Raw genomic sequence first — 13,963 nt, forward strand, 5'->3', positions numbered from 1 at the left:
CAGGGGAAAGGTTAACTCCCATGCGACGCTTTTGTTCCGCTGGACTTATATATTTTCACTCCCCTAGACAAACGAATCACTTGGCATTTTAGTGGGCGGAGATATGTCAAGGAGTTTCGCCATGGCCGTCGATCTTCCCGTGTTTATTAAGCCCCTGCAGGTCGAAATCGATGGCATGGGACGATATCGAAAAGCGGAGACCGTCGACCAACTGGCGGCCATGCTGCTCAGCGGCAAATGGCATCATCGCGGCGGCGAGAAATTTCACAGTGCGCTGATGCGATCGGTGGAGGCCTTGGAATTTTATACCGATGCCGATACAGCCAGGGCCGCGTTCGTCGATGCTGCCCACGAGGCAGGCATGCTCGTACTTCCCGACGACATCGCCGAGATGAAAAAGGCTGGCTAATGGTGAAGGCTCCTCGTGAACGGCCGTTGCTGGCCGACTACCAGCCAATCCGTTCCCGTCCACGAGAGCCGCGCGACCCCAAGCAGCCTCAGCTGCCATTCGACCCAATGCCCGACCGGATCGAGCCGTGCCTGGCGCTTTTGAAGCCGCGCCCGCCGGTCGGCGACGAATGGTTCTATGAAGTAAAGTGGGATGGGTATCGGATCGCGGTCCACCTCAACAAGGGTAACGTTCGCATCCTGACGCGTGGCGGACACGACTGGACGCATCGCTTCCCACACATTGACCAGGCGGCTAAGGCACTGGATGTTGGGAGCGCCATCATCGACGGGGAGGCGGTAGTCCTCGATCCCGAAGGTCGCCCTCACTTCGGAATGCTGCAGAACTCGCTCGGGGGACGAGGAGGCAAGCTTCGGTCCGGCCAGGCGATGATGATGGCTTTTGATCTGCTTTATTTCGACGGTCACGATATCCGCAGCTTGGAACTGACGGCGCGGCGCTACTTTCTGGAGTCACTCTTGCGAAACGAGGATGGCGCTATCCGCCTGTCCGATACCATTGATGGTGATGGCCGTGAGATTTTTGCCGCTGCATCCCGGCATGGGCTCGAAGGGATAATCGCCAAGCACAAGGACAGCAGTTATCGATCAGGTCGCCTTGGCGATTGGGTCAAGATCAAATGCGTCCAGCGCGACAGCTTTATCGTGGTCGGATACGAGCCATCGCCTGTGGCGCGAGGAGGGATCGGCAGTCTGCTGCTGGCTGCTCGAAAGGGGGACGCGTGGATTTATGTTGGCAACGTTGGCACGGGTTTCAATGAAAATAGCGCGGCCGCGCTTCGGAAACTGCTGGACCGCATCGTCAGAAGGCGGCCGCCAGTCGTGTACGACGGCCGCCAGAAGGACATTGTCTGGGTGCAGCCGACCCTCATCGCCGAAGTTGAGTATCGAGCATGGACGCATGATGGAAAGCTTCGGCACGCCTCCTACAAGGGGCTGCGAGAGCACCAGGACAATGCGGCGGTGCTCGAAGTCGGCTGCGATTCATGACCTGGAAAGTAGACATGACCAGCACATGCGACTTTCTCATTGGCTGTAAGCTGGGCGACAATGCGCAAAAGGCGGAGGGGTGCACCGCGTTCGAAGAACGACACCTGGAGAAGAACCCATCGCTCGCAAAGCGAATGAGATTACCGCATTTCAGAGAGGCCGACAAAGCGCCGGAAGTGGTTCCGCACGCCGATGTCCGAGCGGCCGGGAGCTGGCAGGTTACGGCTGCAGGTGAAAGACGAGCCGCATGGGCTCCTACCGCTTCTCCATAGGTGGCGTAACCATAGGCTGCCGGACAATAGGCGGCATCCGGAGAACTTGCCAATGTTCGATCGGTTGCAGAGGCGGAACTAAAGTACGCCGGCAATCAAGTTCTGATGCGCGGGTAATACCTCATTCCCGATTGTGCGTGCAGCCTATACCTATCTTGCCGCTGGCGATGGGATCTACCCGAAGCGATTTGCCCTTCGGCCGCGCTTTCCCATGTTAATGGCGAGCAGGGCGCCTTCGAGCGGATTTCCCCTTACCTCTTCGTCCGTCATCGAAAACCGGGCGGAAGTGACGAAAAGAGTGGAAAGGTCATGGCCGCCAAAAGTGCAGCTTGTTGGCTGGGAAACCGGCAGGTCAACGACCCGGTCCACGCGTCCCTTTGGATCTAAGCGGACGATGCAGCCACCACGGGCGACGCGGCAATTCCAGATGAACCCCTCGTCGTCTAGGCACGAGCCATCTGGAAGGCCTCGCTCGAAGCCGGCAAATACTGGAACGCGGTTGCGGAGCATAGAGCCGGCGATCTCATAAGAGTAGATCGTGTTTTGAAGCGTGTCCGCCGTCAGCACGGTACCGTCACCCGGCCAGACCAAGGTGTTGGTGATGCCGAATAGATCGTTCGTCAAGGGTAGCACCCTGCCATCGGGGGTGTAACGGTAGAGCCGACCCTTCTCGCCGTTCATTGCCAATGGCGTGCCGTCAGCGGCGATGTTGTTCTGCATTGTGCCGACCCAAAAGGCGCCATCCGGACCGACGACGCCTTCATTCAATCGATTGCCGGTCGTCCCGGGCTCTACTGTCGCAACCGTCCGGAACACGTCTCCGTAATCCCAAAGCGCAATCGTGGTGGCGAGGCCGACAATCGCTCCGCCGTCTTGCCTCAGTCCGATCGAGGTTGGCATGTCAGGCGTCGGCCAGCTTTGGTACTCACCCGTTGCCGGCGTCAGGGCATGGATGGCTCGTCCAACAATATCGACCCACAGCAGGCGCTGCCTGTGGTCATCCCATACTGCGCTCTCCCCCACGATGTTGGCCGCCGTCAGAGCCACCTCAACATTTATTCCCACAGAAACCCCCGGTCCGAATATTGACTGTTGACAGACAGGGTAATCATAAAATACGCATAAATCAATGAAAGCTGTCATACAGGTTTTGAACTTTTAAACGGAGTTATCATGGCGACTGTTTCGGAGGTAGTCGGAAACGCGGGGCTGGTCAGCAATGCGATTGGAGCGATCACCGCTCATATCCGCATGAACGAACTGGGCCCGGGCGATCGCCTGCCAAGCGAAGGAGCGTTGTCTAAAGAGCTCAGCGTATCGCGCACAGTGGTGCGCGAGGCATTCCGGTCGCTTGCAGCAATGAGGCTCATCGACCTGCGTGTCGGCAAGCGAGCGATGGTCGCGCAACTGGATCATGGTGCGATGTCGCTGATGATCGAGCATGGCATTGACACCGCACAAATCAATGTCCAGCAAATCTATGACGTGCGCCGGACCATTGAAGTGCGGACGGCAACACTCGCGGCGCTGCGCCGCTCCAATGATGAAGCCCGTGCGATTCTTGAGCATGCCGAGGCGATGCGTACAAATTTCGATGCGGCGGAACGGGTCATGGAGAGCGACCTGGCATTTCATCTTGAGATTGCTCGCGCCTCCAAGAACCCGATCTTCGCGATGATTGTCGGCGCATTTCAGGGTGTCTCGAGACAGACATGGCCAATCGGATGGCGCAGTCGATCATCTGACAATGAGCGGCATGCCATGAACGACCTGCATGTCGCGATCGCCGAGGCGATTGTTGCGGGTGACCCCCAGGCTGCAAGCCAATTGATGGCCCAGCATTTTGAAGAGAGCGTGAAGGCGTTGCTGGCAGCCGGCGTCGCATAGGGAAGCATCTTATGAAAATCACGAAACTAGAGACCGTGCGTGTCGCGGAACGCCAGAACCTGCTCTGGGTACTGGTCCATACGGATGAAGGAATTACCGGTCTCGGGGAGACTTTCTTCGGTGCAGAGACCGTGGAAGCCTACATTCACGAATACGTAGCGCCACGCGTTATTGGACGCGACCCGCTGCAGATCGATCTCCTGGCCGCAGATCTCGTCGGTTATCTCGGATTTCGGTCGTCAGGGGCTGAGGTGCGGGGCAACTCGGCATTTGACATTGCACTGTGGGACATCTTTGGCAAGGCAACCGGACAGCCGATTGCACAGCTGTTGGGCGGATTCAGCCGTCGCGAAATCCGCACTTACAATACCTGCGCCGGTACGGAATACATCAAGAAGGCAACCGGCCAAACGACGGCTAACTACGATCTGGCGACATCTGCGACCAACGCTTACGACGATCTGAATGGCTTCCTTCTTCACGCCGACGAACTCGCCCACTCCCTGCTTGAAGAAGGGATAACGGCCATGAAGATATGGCCCTTCGATATCGCGGCGGAGAAGGCCCGCGGCCAGTACATTTCCTCACCGGATCTCAGGCGGGCGCTGGAGCCGTTCGAGAAAATTCGTTCGGCCGTGGGCGACAGGATGGACATCATGGTCGAGTTCCATTCGATGTGGCAACTGCTGCCTGCCATGCAGATCGCAAAGGCGCTGACGCCCTACCAGACATTCTGGCACGAAGATCCGATCAAGATGGACAGTCTCTCCAGTCTCGGACGCTACGCGGCCGTGTCGCCCGCACCGATTTCGGCATCGGAAACGCTGGGTTCGCGCTGGGCCTTCCGCGATCTGTTGGAGACCGGGGCGGCTGGCGTTGTGATGCTCGACATCAGCTGGTGCGGGGGACTGTCGGAAGCAAGGAAGATAGCTGCGATGGCGGAAGCCTGGCATCTGCCGGTCGCGCCTCATGATTGTACCGGGCCCGTCGTGCTTTGCGCCTCGACGCATCTTTCGCTCAACGCGCCCAATGCGCTTGTCCAGGAGAGTGTGCGGGCCTTCTACAAAACCTGGTATCGCGATCTCGTCACGGCATTGCCCGAGGTGAAAAACGGAATGATCACCGTGCCGCCTGGTGCCGGATTGGGCATGGAACTGCATCCCGATCTCGATAAGGCATTCACGGTGTCTCGCCGCATATCGAACTCCGTAAGCATCTGACTTTGTAACTGAAGTAACACGCAAACCTGGGAGGAAAAGGCATGAGAAAGAGCATTATCTGCGGTGCATGGGGGCTTGCCCTTTTAGCCACTACGAGCATCGCACAGGCCGAACCGCTGAACATCGTTTTTGCGCACCATTCGTCGGCATCAAATACCTTCTGGCAGGCGGTCAAGAAGGGCTTCGACGACGCCTGCGAGAAGATCGGCGCGAACTGCCAGATGGTCTTCACGCAAACCGAAGGATCGGTCGAGCAGCAGCTGTCGAACATTGAAGCAGCACTTGCTCGCAAGCCTGACGCGCTCTTGACCTCGATCGTTGACGACAAGGCGCTCGACGACGTGATTGATCGCGCGGTCAAAGACGGCGTTGTTGTGATTGGCGTCAACGTTGATGACAGTAAGGGGGCCGACGGTAACAAACGCGCGGCGTTCGTCGGCCAGGGCTTCCGGCCGGCCGGTCATTCGCTCGGCAAGGCGATCTCCGAGAGTTTTCCGAAGGATGGGCCGGTCAAGGTTCTGGTTGGCGTCTCCGCGCCTGGGCAGAACTGGTCGGAGGCGCGCGGGCGGGGTGTCATTGATTTTCTTGAAGAATATAAGGCTGCCAACCCCGCGCGGGATATTTCTTGGGACCGCATCGACAGCGGAACTGACCTTGCTGTGACCGCAGACCGTGTCGGCGCCTACCTCAACGCGCATCCCGAAACCACCGCCTATCTCGACACGGGTTTCTGGCATGCATCGGTCGCACGAGTTCTGAAGGATCGCGGCATTGCGCCCGGCAAGGTTCTGCTCGGCGGTTTCGACCTCGTTCCTGAAGTGGTCCAGCAGATGCAGGCCGGCTATGTGCAGGCCGAGGTCGACCAGCAGCCATACATGCAAGGTTTCATGCCGGTGATGGAAGTTTACCTCGCCAAGAAGCTGGGTCTTGCGCCGTCGAACATCGATACGGGCCAAGGCATCGTGCGCCCGGCGGATGCAGGCATGATCATGGATCTGTCCGCTAAGGGCCTGCGCTAAGTCAAAGGCAGGAAGGGGATCACTCATGAGCCCCTTCCACTCTGGAGATTGCTTAATGAAAAGACTTCTGAAGATTTATATGGAGAAGCCAGAGCTTGCCGCTCTCCTTCTGCTGGTCGTTTTGATCTTCCTGTTTCAGAGCCGGTCAGGAGGACTATTCATTACCGCTGGCAACCTGCGAGGCGTGTTCGGAATCTTGCCCGAGATGGCCTTGGTCGCCATCGGCGTGACCGTCTTGATGATATGTGGCGAGTTCGACCTCTCGGTTGGCGCGGTGTTCGCGTTGATGCCGATGACGGTCGCGGTCCTAATGACCCATGATGTCCCCTTTTCCGTGGCGCTGGCGGCGGGATTGCTAGTGTGCGTCGCAATCGGCTTCCTGAACGGCTTTCTCACGATCCAGTTCGCCATCCCGAGCTTTATCACGACGCTCGGAATGATGTTTGTGGCGCGCTCGCTAACGGTGGTGGTCTCCGGTGGGTTTCCGCCGTTGCTGTCGGCGGATCTACCGACCTGGCTATTTGTCAGTTTCGTCGGACCGGGTGAGCTCTTCCGTATGTCCTTTATCTGGTTCGTCGCTGTCGCAATCCTCGTGTCCTTGCTGCTGAGCCGCACGAATTTCGGCAATTGGGTGCGTGCGACTGGCGGCTTTCTTCCCGCAGCAAATGCGATGGGCATCCCCACGGCGCGCGTCAAAATTGCCTGCTTCATCCTATGCTCGGTTCTGAGTGGATTTGCTGGGTTGATCCAGGTCTTGCGCCTCGGCTCTCCCTTGCCATCCATCGGGGAAGGCATGGAATTGCAGGCTGTCGCGGCTGCGGTCATTGGCGGAACTGCATTGACAGGCGGCATCGGCGCTGTTCTCGGAGGGATTATCGGTGTGGCGCTAATCCGCGTCATCGACAATGGCCTCATCCTTAGCCAGGTCGACGCCAACTGGTTCAAGTTCGCTATCGGATCGCTGACGATCTTCGCGGTTATTGCAAACTCTTGGCTGCGCAAGCGCGCCAAGGCAATCAAGGTGGAGGTGTGAGCCATGAACGAACCCATCGTTTCGGTTAAAAACCTGCACAAATGGTATTCGGGTGTTCATGCCGTCAAAGGTGTTTCGATCGATTTCGCGCGGAACGAAGCTGTCGGGCTGATTGGCGACAACGGTGCTGGAAAGTCCACCCTGATCAACATCTTGTCAGGCGTCCAGCGACAGGACGAGGGCGAGATCTTCGTGGAGGGCCAAAAGGTCGCCATTTCTGGCCCTCGCGACTCGATGCGGCTCGGCATCGAGACCATCTATCAATACAACTCCATGGTCCCGACCATGTCGATCGCGCGCAACCTCTTCATCGGTCGGGAGCCCATGCGGTTTTCGATTGCAGGCGTCGGTGTCATGGACATGGGCAGGATGCGTGAGGAGAGCGTCAAGGCCATCAGCAATGTGGATTTGCATCTGAGATCGCCGGATGCCCTTGTCGGCGAGCTGTCTGGCGGGCAGCGGCAGGGCGTCGCCATTGCGCGTGCCATGCACTTCAAATCGAAGGTGATGATCCTTGATGAGCCGACCAATCACCTTTCGGTCAAGGAAACCAACAAGGTCATCGGTTTCGTTCGTTCCCTGAAAGAGCAGAACGTAACCGGCATCTTCATCAGTCACAACATGCACCATGTCTTCGAATGCTGTGATCGGGTTGTCGCCATGGCCCGTGGCCAAGTCGTGCTCGACAAGCGGATCGGCGACACGACGATCGAAGAAGTTCAGTCGGTGCTCTGAGGAAAAGCCAATGGGAATGCTAGAAGGAAAGACGGCCCTGATAACAGGAGGCCTCGGAACTCTGGGAAGGGCTCAGGTGCTACGGCTTCATGCCGAAGGCGCTTCCGTGATCGTTCTTGATCGGCCAGACATCGAAGACGGCGCGCAGAAAGCGGCAGAACTTGGAGCCGGCGTTCGGTTCCTCGGTTGCGATCTCAACCAGCTGCAGGTCACGGAGGAAATTGTCAGCGAGGAAGCCAAAGCCCTAGGTGGCATCGACATCCTTATAAACAACGCCGCCTTGATCATCAACAGGCCGTTCGAGGCGTTTAGCCTGGAGGAATATGAGGATCAAATCCGGGTCAACTCATCCGCCGCTTTTGCGGTGGTGCGGGCAGTCGCGCCGTTCATGAAACCGAAGCGAAGCGGAAAGATCCTCAATTTCACGTCAATCACCATGAACGGGCAGTGGGACGGCTATGTGCCTTATGTGGCGTCGAAAGGCGCGATGCTCGGTCTGACCAAGGGGCTCGCCCGTGAACTCGGTCCGTATGGCATCAACGTCAATGCCGTCTCGCCGGGCGCGGTGGTTTCCGAAGCAGAAGAGCGCGTGTTCGGGGATCGGCTGCAGCAATATAGCGACTGGGTTCTGGACCGTCAGTGCCTGAAGAAGCGCATCGAGCCCGACCATGTCGCGAGCCTCGTTCTCTTTCTGGTGTCGCCGGCGTCCGATATGATCTCGGGCCAGAATTTTGCCATCGACGGAGGCTGGTAATTGCATCCGCAGGAGATCGTTCTGGAGAACGACAAAGCCCGCGTCGCCGTTGTTCCCAGCTTGGGTGGCGGTCTGGCGCGGCTTGATGTTCGCGACGCCGAGGGGAGGTATCGGCCTCTCCTGCGGCCGTGGAGCGGGCGGATCACTGATGGTCCTTTCGCTCTGGGCTGTAATGTTCTGGTTCCCTTCTCCAACCGGATATCGCAGGGAGGGTTTGTATTCGGCGAGCACTTCCACGCCGTCAGTCCCAATTTGGGCGGTCAAGAGCTTCCGATTCACGGAGATGCGTTCATGCGGGAGTGGCTGATCGCCGGGCGGGATACATCGACGATCACGCTGCATTGTCCTCACGGTAGTATTGGTCCGTTCCGATATGATGCAAAGCAGACGCTCGTCTTGTCGCAAACCCGGCTTGTCGTGCGTTTGGAGGTGACATCGACATCACCGACGGCCTTGCCTTTCGGCATCGGGTTTCATCCCTGGTTTCCGCGAAGCGCACGAACAACAGTTCGGTTTTCAGCGAACAAAGTCTGGCTGGAGAATGAAAGACATCTGCCGCTGACATTGGTCGATATTGATGCGGACGGTTGTTGGGATTTCTCGGCGCCGACCCCTTTGCCGGCCGAGTGGATCAACAATGCGTTCACTGGCTGGCTGGGCTCCTGCGATGTCGAACAAGGCCCTGATGCCGTCTCCTTTCGCTTGAGCGCATCTGACAATCTCGACGTTACTGTCGTCTATTCGCCCGGGTCGGATGCGGATTTCTTCTGTTTCGAGCCTGTTTCTCATCCGGTGGATGCGCACAATCTTCCCGGTATGCCCGGGCTGACGGTTCTTCAGCCCGGCAAAACCCTCACAAGTTCGATGACTTTGGACTGGAGTTCCTCATGGCACTGAATTCGTTCGAATGCGGCACGTTTGCTGGCCGGATATTCCGCTCCGAGTTTGGCGGTCCGTCCGTGGTCGTCGTGCGCGACGGAATGGTGTTCGATATCACCTGTGCCGAGGCGCCGACGATGCGCGACCTGCTGGAGAAAGACGATCCGGTCTCGTTCGTTCGCGCGCAGCCCGGCGAAATCGTCGCGTCGCTGGGAGCGATCATGGACCCGGATCTACCCGACCATGCCCCATTTTCGATGCTTGCACCCTGTGACCTGCAGGCGGTGAAGGCGTGCGGTGTCACCTTCGCGAGATCGATGCTCGAGCGGGTGATCGAAGAAAGAGCTGCCGGAAACCCGGACATGGCGCGCTCGATACGCGAACGCGTGACGGCGGTTATCGGGGATAGCTTGCGCGACCTGCGTGCCGGATCGGAGGAAGCAGCAAAGGTCAAGGAGGCATTGATCGAGGTCGGCCTCTGGTCGCAATATCTGGAAGTGGGTATCGGACCAGACGCAGAGGTCTTTACCAAGGCGCAGGTGCTGTCCTCCGTCGGCTGGGGCGCCTCCGTTGGACTTCATCCGGTGTCGAACTGGAACAATCCCGAGCCCGAGATCGTGCTGGCCGTCGACAGCCGGGGGCGCGTGAAGGGGGCGACACTCGGCAACGATGTCAACCTGCGCGATATCGAGGGTCGTTCGGCGCTTCTTCTCGGCAAGGCAAAGGACAACAACGCCTCTTGCTCCATCGGGCCGTTTATCCGCCTGTTTGACGAGACTTACTCGATCGCGGACGTGCGCAACGCCGAACTGGAACTACGGATCGAGGGCAGGGACGGTTTCGTCCTTGATGGCAGCAGTTCGATGAAGGAGATCAGTCGCGATCCGCTCGATCTCGTCGCCCAGACGATTGGTCGCCACCATCAATATCCTGATGGGCTCATGCTGTTCATGGGAACCCTTTTTGCGCCGGTCGAGGATCGCGATACACCCGGCCAGGGCTTTACGCACAAGATAGGCGACAGGGTAGCAATTTCGAACGCTGAGTTGGGCAGCTTGATCAACACGGTGGCCTTGTCGACCGAATGCCCGCCCTGGACCTTCGGGACGGCCGCGCTCATGCGCAACCTTGCCACGCGCGGCCTGCTTGGCAACTAGGGCATGACAATTCATCGGCCAACGCCGATGGTGGCGCCGAGCGCGCAATAGCCCACATAGATAGGCTCCGGCTAGAGGGATTGGCCGGAGCGAAGGTGTCGGATCAAACCGACGCGTCACGAAATTTCGGAGCAATGAGTGACTGCAGGTTCGGCAGTTCCACGCCATTGGCTACGGAAATGATAGTGCGGGCCAATTCGTTTCCGGCCGCACGAATATCCTCGTTTATGGCGATAATCTCGGGCCTGATCCACTCGGTGAAACGCGTCGGCTCTTTCGCAACCATGTCAAAATCGACCTTGATCCGGGCTCCGACGCTTTCGAGTCCAGCAAGGAGAGCGACACCAGTACTTGCGCTGCCGGCGACAAAGCCGTCAACCAAGCCGCTCTCGAATGGCCAGCGTGTCCCCTCCTTGAAAATATCCTCCAGGGGGCTGTCGAGATCGACGTTGCCAAACGGTACTTCCACGCATCCAAAGTCACGGATGCCTCGGCGGAATCCGTCCGACATGTGCTTGCAGAACATCAGATGCGACGGTGGCGCCAGGAGCGCGATATTTCGCCGCCCGTTGTCCGCAAGCCGTCGAACGCTCTCATAAGCGAAGGTCTCATTGTCGAAATCGACGGAGGCGTGAACACTCCGTAGCTGCGTTCGACCGAAGGTGACGAACGGAAACTCTTCGTTCGTCAAAAAGATAACGCGCTGATCCATCGGTTGGGTACGGGTGATGATCAGTCCATCGGCCATGCCGCTGTCGAGAACCTCTCCGACGGCCTTCAACGGGTCCTCATGCGGGCTATCCGGCACCACCACCATGCCATAGCCTGAACGGGAGAGCACCTCGGCGACGCCGTTTACAAGCGGCCCGGCTATGCCAAGGATTTCATCTTCCATGTTCAGCACCAGGGCAATAACGCGTGACTTGCCCGTACGAAGTCTGAACCCTGCGCGGTCCGGGCGATAGCCTATCTGGCGTGCCGCGAGCCTCACGCGCTCTTTCGTCGATGAGCTTATGTCGTCGGCATCGTTGAGCGCACGGGAGACGGTCGCAGGGGTCAGCCCAGTGAGCTGCGCGATCGTTTTGAGCGTTGGTTTTGGCTGGCGATCAACGCGACCACGATTGCTCCTCATGGAACTCTCCGAAAACGATATAGAGATTACCCCTAATTCTCTCGACGAACAGTGTCAAACATATCTGATTTTACAGCACTTGTGGGGTCTTGATATTTTGTGTATTCGCTTACGTAATCGATTTCGGAGATGTGTTTTGGTCGGTTTGGCGAATGATTCAATCAAGCTCTTTCCTCAGGGGGGCTTGGCACTCGGATGCAACTACTGGGCATCCCATGCGGGGACGAACATGTGGCAGGATTGGCAGCCGTCCGTCGTTGATGCCGACATGGCTGCCCTGGTTAAGCATGGGGTCCGTTGGTTGCGGGTCTTCCCATTGTGGCCCGACTTTCAGCCGATCAAGCTGCTTCGAACACATTCCGCCGCCCCTTATGAATATCGGCTACGCGAAGAGCCTCTTGGAACCGATGCCCTTGGCCGGGCCGGACTGTCCTCGACAATGATCGGCCGGTTTCGGGAAATGTGCGCTCTCGCCGAAAAGCACGATCTCAAACTCGTTGTCGGTGTGATTACCGGATGGATGAGCGGCCGCCTGTTTGTTCCGCCGGCACTGGAGGGCATGGATCCTATCAGTGACGCGAGGAGCATTGCCTGGCAGATACGATTTGTCCGAGAATTCGTGAGTGCCCTGAAGGACGAGGGTTCGATCGCGGTATGGGATCTCGGAAACGAATGCAATTGCATGGGCGTCGCAGATAATCCGGACGTCGCCTATACATGGACCGCGGCCATTTCGAGTGCCATCAAGCGCGCCGATCCTTCGCGGTCGGTCGTCTCCGGCATGCATACCCTTTCTTCGCGGTTGAAAGGCCATAAGAACCCGTGGCTGATCGAAGATCAGGGTGAGTTGACCGATATCCTGACGACGCATCCGTACCCGTACTGGGTTCGCCACGCCGAACTCGGCCACGTCGATGACTTCCGAACGACATTCCACGCGACCGCAGAAACCAGCTTCTATCGCGATATCAGCGGCAAGCCCTGTATCGTCGAGGAAGTCGGGACAATGGGTCCGATGATTGCCAGCGATGAAGTTTCGGCGAAGTTCGCTCGGGTCAACATGTGGTCCTTGTGGGCGAACGATTGCCGAGCCTTTGGATGGTGGTGTGCCTACGATCAAACCGGTCTCGGTCATGCGCCCTATGATTGGTTCGCCGTCGAAACCGAGCTCGGATTGGTGAAGACCGACCACACGGCGAAACCTGTCTTGGAGGAGTTCGCAAAATTCCAGAAGGTGATGGGGCATGTTCCAAATGGCACGCTACCTGCTGCAGCGATCGATGCTGTCTGCATCCTGTCGGACAATCAGGACGATTGGGCGGCCGCCTATGGATCGTTTGTCCTTGCCAAGCAAGCAAAGTTGCAGCTCGCCTATTGTCACGTTCATCAAGAGATTCCCGAAGCTGGCATCTACATCCTGCCTTCGATGACTGGTCCCAACTGCATACCGAAGCGCGTATGGCTCGAACTGCTGCGGCGGGCCAGGGAAGGGGCGACGCTTTACGTGTCCTTCAAGGACGGCATCGTGCCCCATTTCGTGGAAACGTTTGGTGCCGAGATAGTATCGCGGTCTAAATCACCGATGGCGGCGTCCGCAACGATCCTGGATGGTGGCCATCAGATCGAAATACTCGGAGCTGGCGAGACACGGGTGAAATTGACGTCAGGCGAAGCCATTGCAACGAGGGACGATACTGGCGATCCCGTCTTCTGGAGCAATCGCCTCGGCAAGGGTAATGTTTACGCTTTGGCTTTTCCAGTTGAGGTCGAATTTGCCGGAACCTTGTTTAGTGAGGACAATCCCTATTGGCGGCTCTATGCGCAGTTCTCGAAGGCGAACAGGAAGTCGCGCTTGATAGAGGTTGCCGATCCGGCAATTGCCGTAACGGAGCACGCGTTCTCGCCCGAACTTCGGTTTGTCGTCCTGATCAATCATAGCCGCGAAGTTCGATCGATTGAGTTCTCGGTACCAGACGAATGGGAAGTCACAGATATCTGCAAGGATGAAGAACGCGTCGACGGTCGGACGGGGATCGAGGTGCCGGGTCTGGATGCTGTCATGCTTCGAGTGCGGCCGAAGCACTGCTTGACCGTTGGCGGGGCTGTAGCTCGACGTCCTAAAGCTTGTCGCGTCTAAATCGCCTCATACCCTGCGGCCCTGAAGTAGTTTCGACATTCTTCGACGGGGAACAGTGCACAGATGTCGCTCAGGGCATTTGATATTGCGTCGAAACTCCTTGCGGCTTTCTTTCGTAGGAGCGTCTTGAGTTTCGAGAAGGCCATTTCGATCGGATTCAGATCGGGCGAGTACGCAGGTAGAAAGAGCAGCCAGGCACCTTTTTGTCTGATGAGATTTTCGGCCTTTTCGCTTTTGTGGAAGCGAACATTGTCGGCAATCACGACGTCGCCCTTGGATA

At 57.9% G+C, this 13,963-nt stretch carries 14 protein-coding genes; 11 read left to right on the forward strand and 3 right to left on the reverse strand.

The annotated features are described in order from the left end of the window. Positions 1–121 precede the first annotated feature (121 nt). Entirely contained in the window at positions 122–409 is a 288-nt protein-coding gene (locus AF71_RS15940; RefSeq protein ID WP_018856289.1) for a DUF982 domain-containing protein, read from the forward strand. Further along, positions 409–1,458 (forward strand): non-homologous end-joining DNA ligase, encoded by a 1,050-nt coding sequence (gene ligD / locus AF71_RS15945; protein WP_169682056.1) that lies wholly within the window; start codon positions 409–411, stop codon positions 1,456–1,458. Before AF71_RS15940 ends, ligD begins: the two co-directional genes overlap by 1 nt. A gap of 446 nt (positions 1,459–1,904) precedes the next feature. Here the strand turns inward: ligD and AF71_RS15950 are convergent, their stop codons facing one another. Further along, positions 1,905–2,795, reverse strand: a complete 891-nt coding sequence (locus AF71_RS15950) for an SMP-30/gluconolactonase/LRE family protein (RefSeq protein ID WP_312867263.1) — start codon at positions 2,793–2,795, stop codon at positions 1,905–1,907. Between the two features lie 108 nt (positions 2,796–2,903). Here AF71_RS15950 and AF71_RS15955 point away from each other — a divergent pair, with 108 nt between their 5' ends. The 8 genes from AF71_RS15955 to AF71_RS15990 are packed head-to-tail and all read left to right on the forward strand — an operon-like array spanning position 2,904 to position 10,414. Then, positions 2,904–3,617 (forward strand): FadR/GntR family transcriptional regulator, encoded by a 714-nt coding sequence (locus tag AF71_RS15955; protein WP_169682057.1) that lies wholly within the window; start codon positions 2,904–2,906, stop codon positions 3,615–3,617. An 11-nt stretch (positions 3,618–3,628) separates the two neighbouring features. After that, the gene (locus tag AF71_RS15960; RefSeq protein WP_169682058.1) at positions 3,629–4,837 is read left to right on the forward strand and encodes a mandelate racemase/muconate lactonizing enzyme family protein; all 1,209 of its coding nucleotides are present in this window, start codon (positions 3,629–3,631) and stop codon (positions 4,835–4,837) included. 41 nt (positions 4,838–4,878) lie between these two features. Next, positions 4,879–5,856 carry a sugar ABC transporter substrate-binding protein gene (locus AF71_RS15965; protein WP_169682059.1) on the forward strand — a complete coding sequence of 326 codons (978 nt, stop codon included), beginning with the start codon at positions 4,879–4,881 and terminating at the stop codon, positions 5,854–5,856. A 55-nt stretch (positions 5,857–5,911) separates the two neighbouring features. After that, positions 5,912–6,889 (forward strand): ABC transporter permease, encoded by a 978-nt coding sequence (locus AF71_RS15970; RefSeq protein ID WP_169682060.1) that lies wholly within the window; start codon positions 5,912–5,914, stop codon positions 6,887–6,889. Positions 6,890–6,892: 3 nt separating this feature from the next. Then, positions 6,893–7,624, forward strand: a complete 732-nt coding sequence (locus AF71_RS15975; RefSeq protein ID WP_169682061.1) for an ATP-binding cassette domain-containing protein — start codon at positions 6,893–6,895, stop codon at positions 7,622–7,624. 10 nt (positions 7,625–7,634) lie between these two features. Further along, positions 7,635–8,378, forward strand: a complete 744-nt coding sequence (locus AF71_RS15980) for an SDR family oxidoreductase (RefSeq protein WP_169682062.1) — start codon at positions 7,635–7,637, stop codon at positions 8,376–8,378. Then, positions 8,379–9,275 carry an aldose 1-epimerase gene (locus AF71_RS15985; RefSeq protein WP_169682063.1) on the forward strand — a complete coding sequence of 299 codons (897 nt, stop codon included), beginning with the start codon at positions 8,379–8,381 and terminating at the stop codon, positions 9,273–9,275. It abuts the gene before it with no gap. After that, entirely contained in the window at positions 9,266–10,414 is a 1,149-nt protein-coding gene (locus AF71_RS15990) for a fumarylacetoacetate hydrolase family protein (RefSeq protein ID WP_169682064.1), read from the forward strand. The genes AF71_RS15985 and AF71_RS15990 overlap by 10 nt, the downstream gene beginning before the upstream one ends. Before the next feature lie 103 nt (positions 10,415–10,517). Here AF71_RS15990 and AF71_RS15995 read toward each other — a convergent pair whose 3' ends face one another. Further along, positions 10,518–11,546 (reverse strand): LacI family transcriptional regulator, encoded by a 1,029-nt coding sequence (locus AF71_RS15995; protein ID WP_169682065.1) that lies wholly within the window; start codon positions 11,544–11,546, stop codon positions 10,518–10,520. Positions 11,547–11,775: 229 nt separating this feature from the next. Between AF71_RS15995 and AF71_RS16000 the strand changes: the two genes are divergently transcribed. Then, positions 11,776–13,683 (forward strand): beta-mannanase, encoded by a 1,908-nt coding sequence (locus tag AF71_RS16000; protein WP_169682066.1) that lies wholly within the window; start codon positions 11,776–11,778, stop codon positions 13,681–13,683. On the opposite strand, the gene AF71_RS16005 is transcribed toward AF71_RS16000, so the two are convergent. After that, positions 13,680–13,963 (reverse strand): transposase (locus AF71_RS16005; RefSeq protein ID WP_210258282.1); only part of this gene is annotated, 284 nt, incomplete at its 5' end. The two genes, AF71_RS16000 and AF71_RS16005, sit on opposite strands and share 4 nt — an antisense overlap.

Origin of the sequence: Rhizobium sp. 57MFTsu3.2, assembly GCF_012932765.1 — a bacterium.
Taxonomy (GTDB): domain Bacteria; phylum Pseudomonadota; class Alphaproteobacteria; order Rhizobiales; family Rhizobiaceae; genus Rhizobium; species Rhizobium altiplani.

What these genes read in the sequence shown, in the direction of transcription:
- AF71_RS15940 (WP_018856289.1), top strand. Translation starts at nt 122, where the DNA reads ATGGCCGTCGATCTTCCCGTGTTTATTAAGCCCCTGCAGGTCGAAATC.
- ligD (WP_169682056.1), top strand. Translation starts at nt 409, where the DNA reads ATGGTGAAGGCTCCTCGTGAACGGCCGTTGCTGGCCGACTACCAGCCA.
- AF71_RS15955 (WP_169682057.1), top strand. Translation starts at nt 2,904, where the DNA reads ATGGCGACTGTTTCGGAGGTAGTCGGAAACGCGGGGCTGGTCAGCAAT.
- AF71_RS15960 (WP_169682058.1), top strand. Translation starts at nt 3,629, where the DNA reads ATGAAAATCACGAAACTAGAGACCGTGCGTGTCGCGGAACGCCAGAAC.
- AF71_RS15965 (WP_169682059.1), top strand. Translation starts at nt 4,879, where the DNA reads ATGAGAAAGAGCATTATCTGCGGTGCATGGGGGCTTGCCCTTTTAGCC.
- AF71_RS15970 (WP_169682060.1), top strand. Translation starts at nt 5,912, where the DNA reads ATGAAAAGACTTCTGAAGATTTATATGGAGAAGCCAGAGCTTGCCGCT.
- AF71_RS15975 (WP_169682061.1), top strand. Translation starts at nt 6,893, where the DNA reads ATGAACGAACCCATCGTTTCGGTTAAAAACCTGCACAAATGGTATTCG.
- AF71_RS15980 (WP_169682062.1), top strand. Translation starts at nt 7,635, where the DNA reads ATGGGAATGCTAGAAGGAAAGACGGCCCTGATAACAGGAGGCCTCGGA.
- AF71_RS15990 (WP_169682064.1), top strand. Translation starts at nt 9,266, where the DNA reads ATGGCACTGAATTCGTTCGAATGCGGCACGTTTGCTGGCCGGATATTC.
- AF71_RS15995 (WP_169682065.1), bottom strand. Translation starts at nt 11,546, where the DNA reads ATGAGGAGCAATCGTGGTCGCGTTGATCGCCAGCCAAAACCAACGCTC.
- AF71_RS16000 (WP_169682066.1), top strand. Translation starts at nt 11,776, where the DNA reads ATGTGGCAGGATTGGCAGCCGTCCGTCGTTGATGCCGACATGGCTGCC.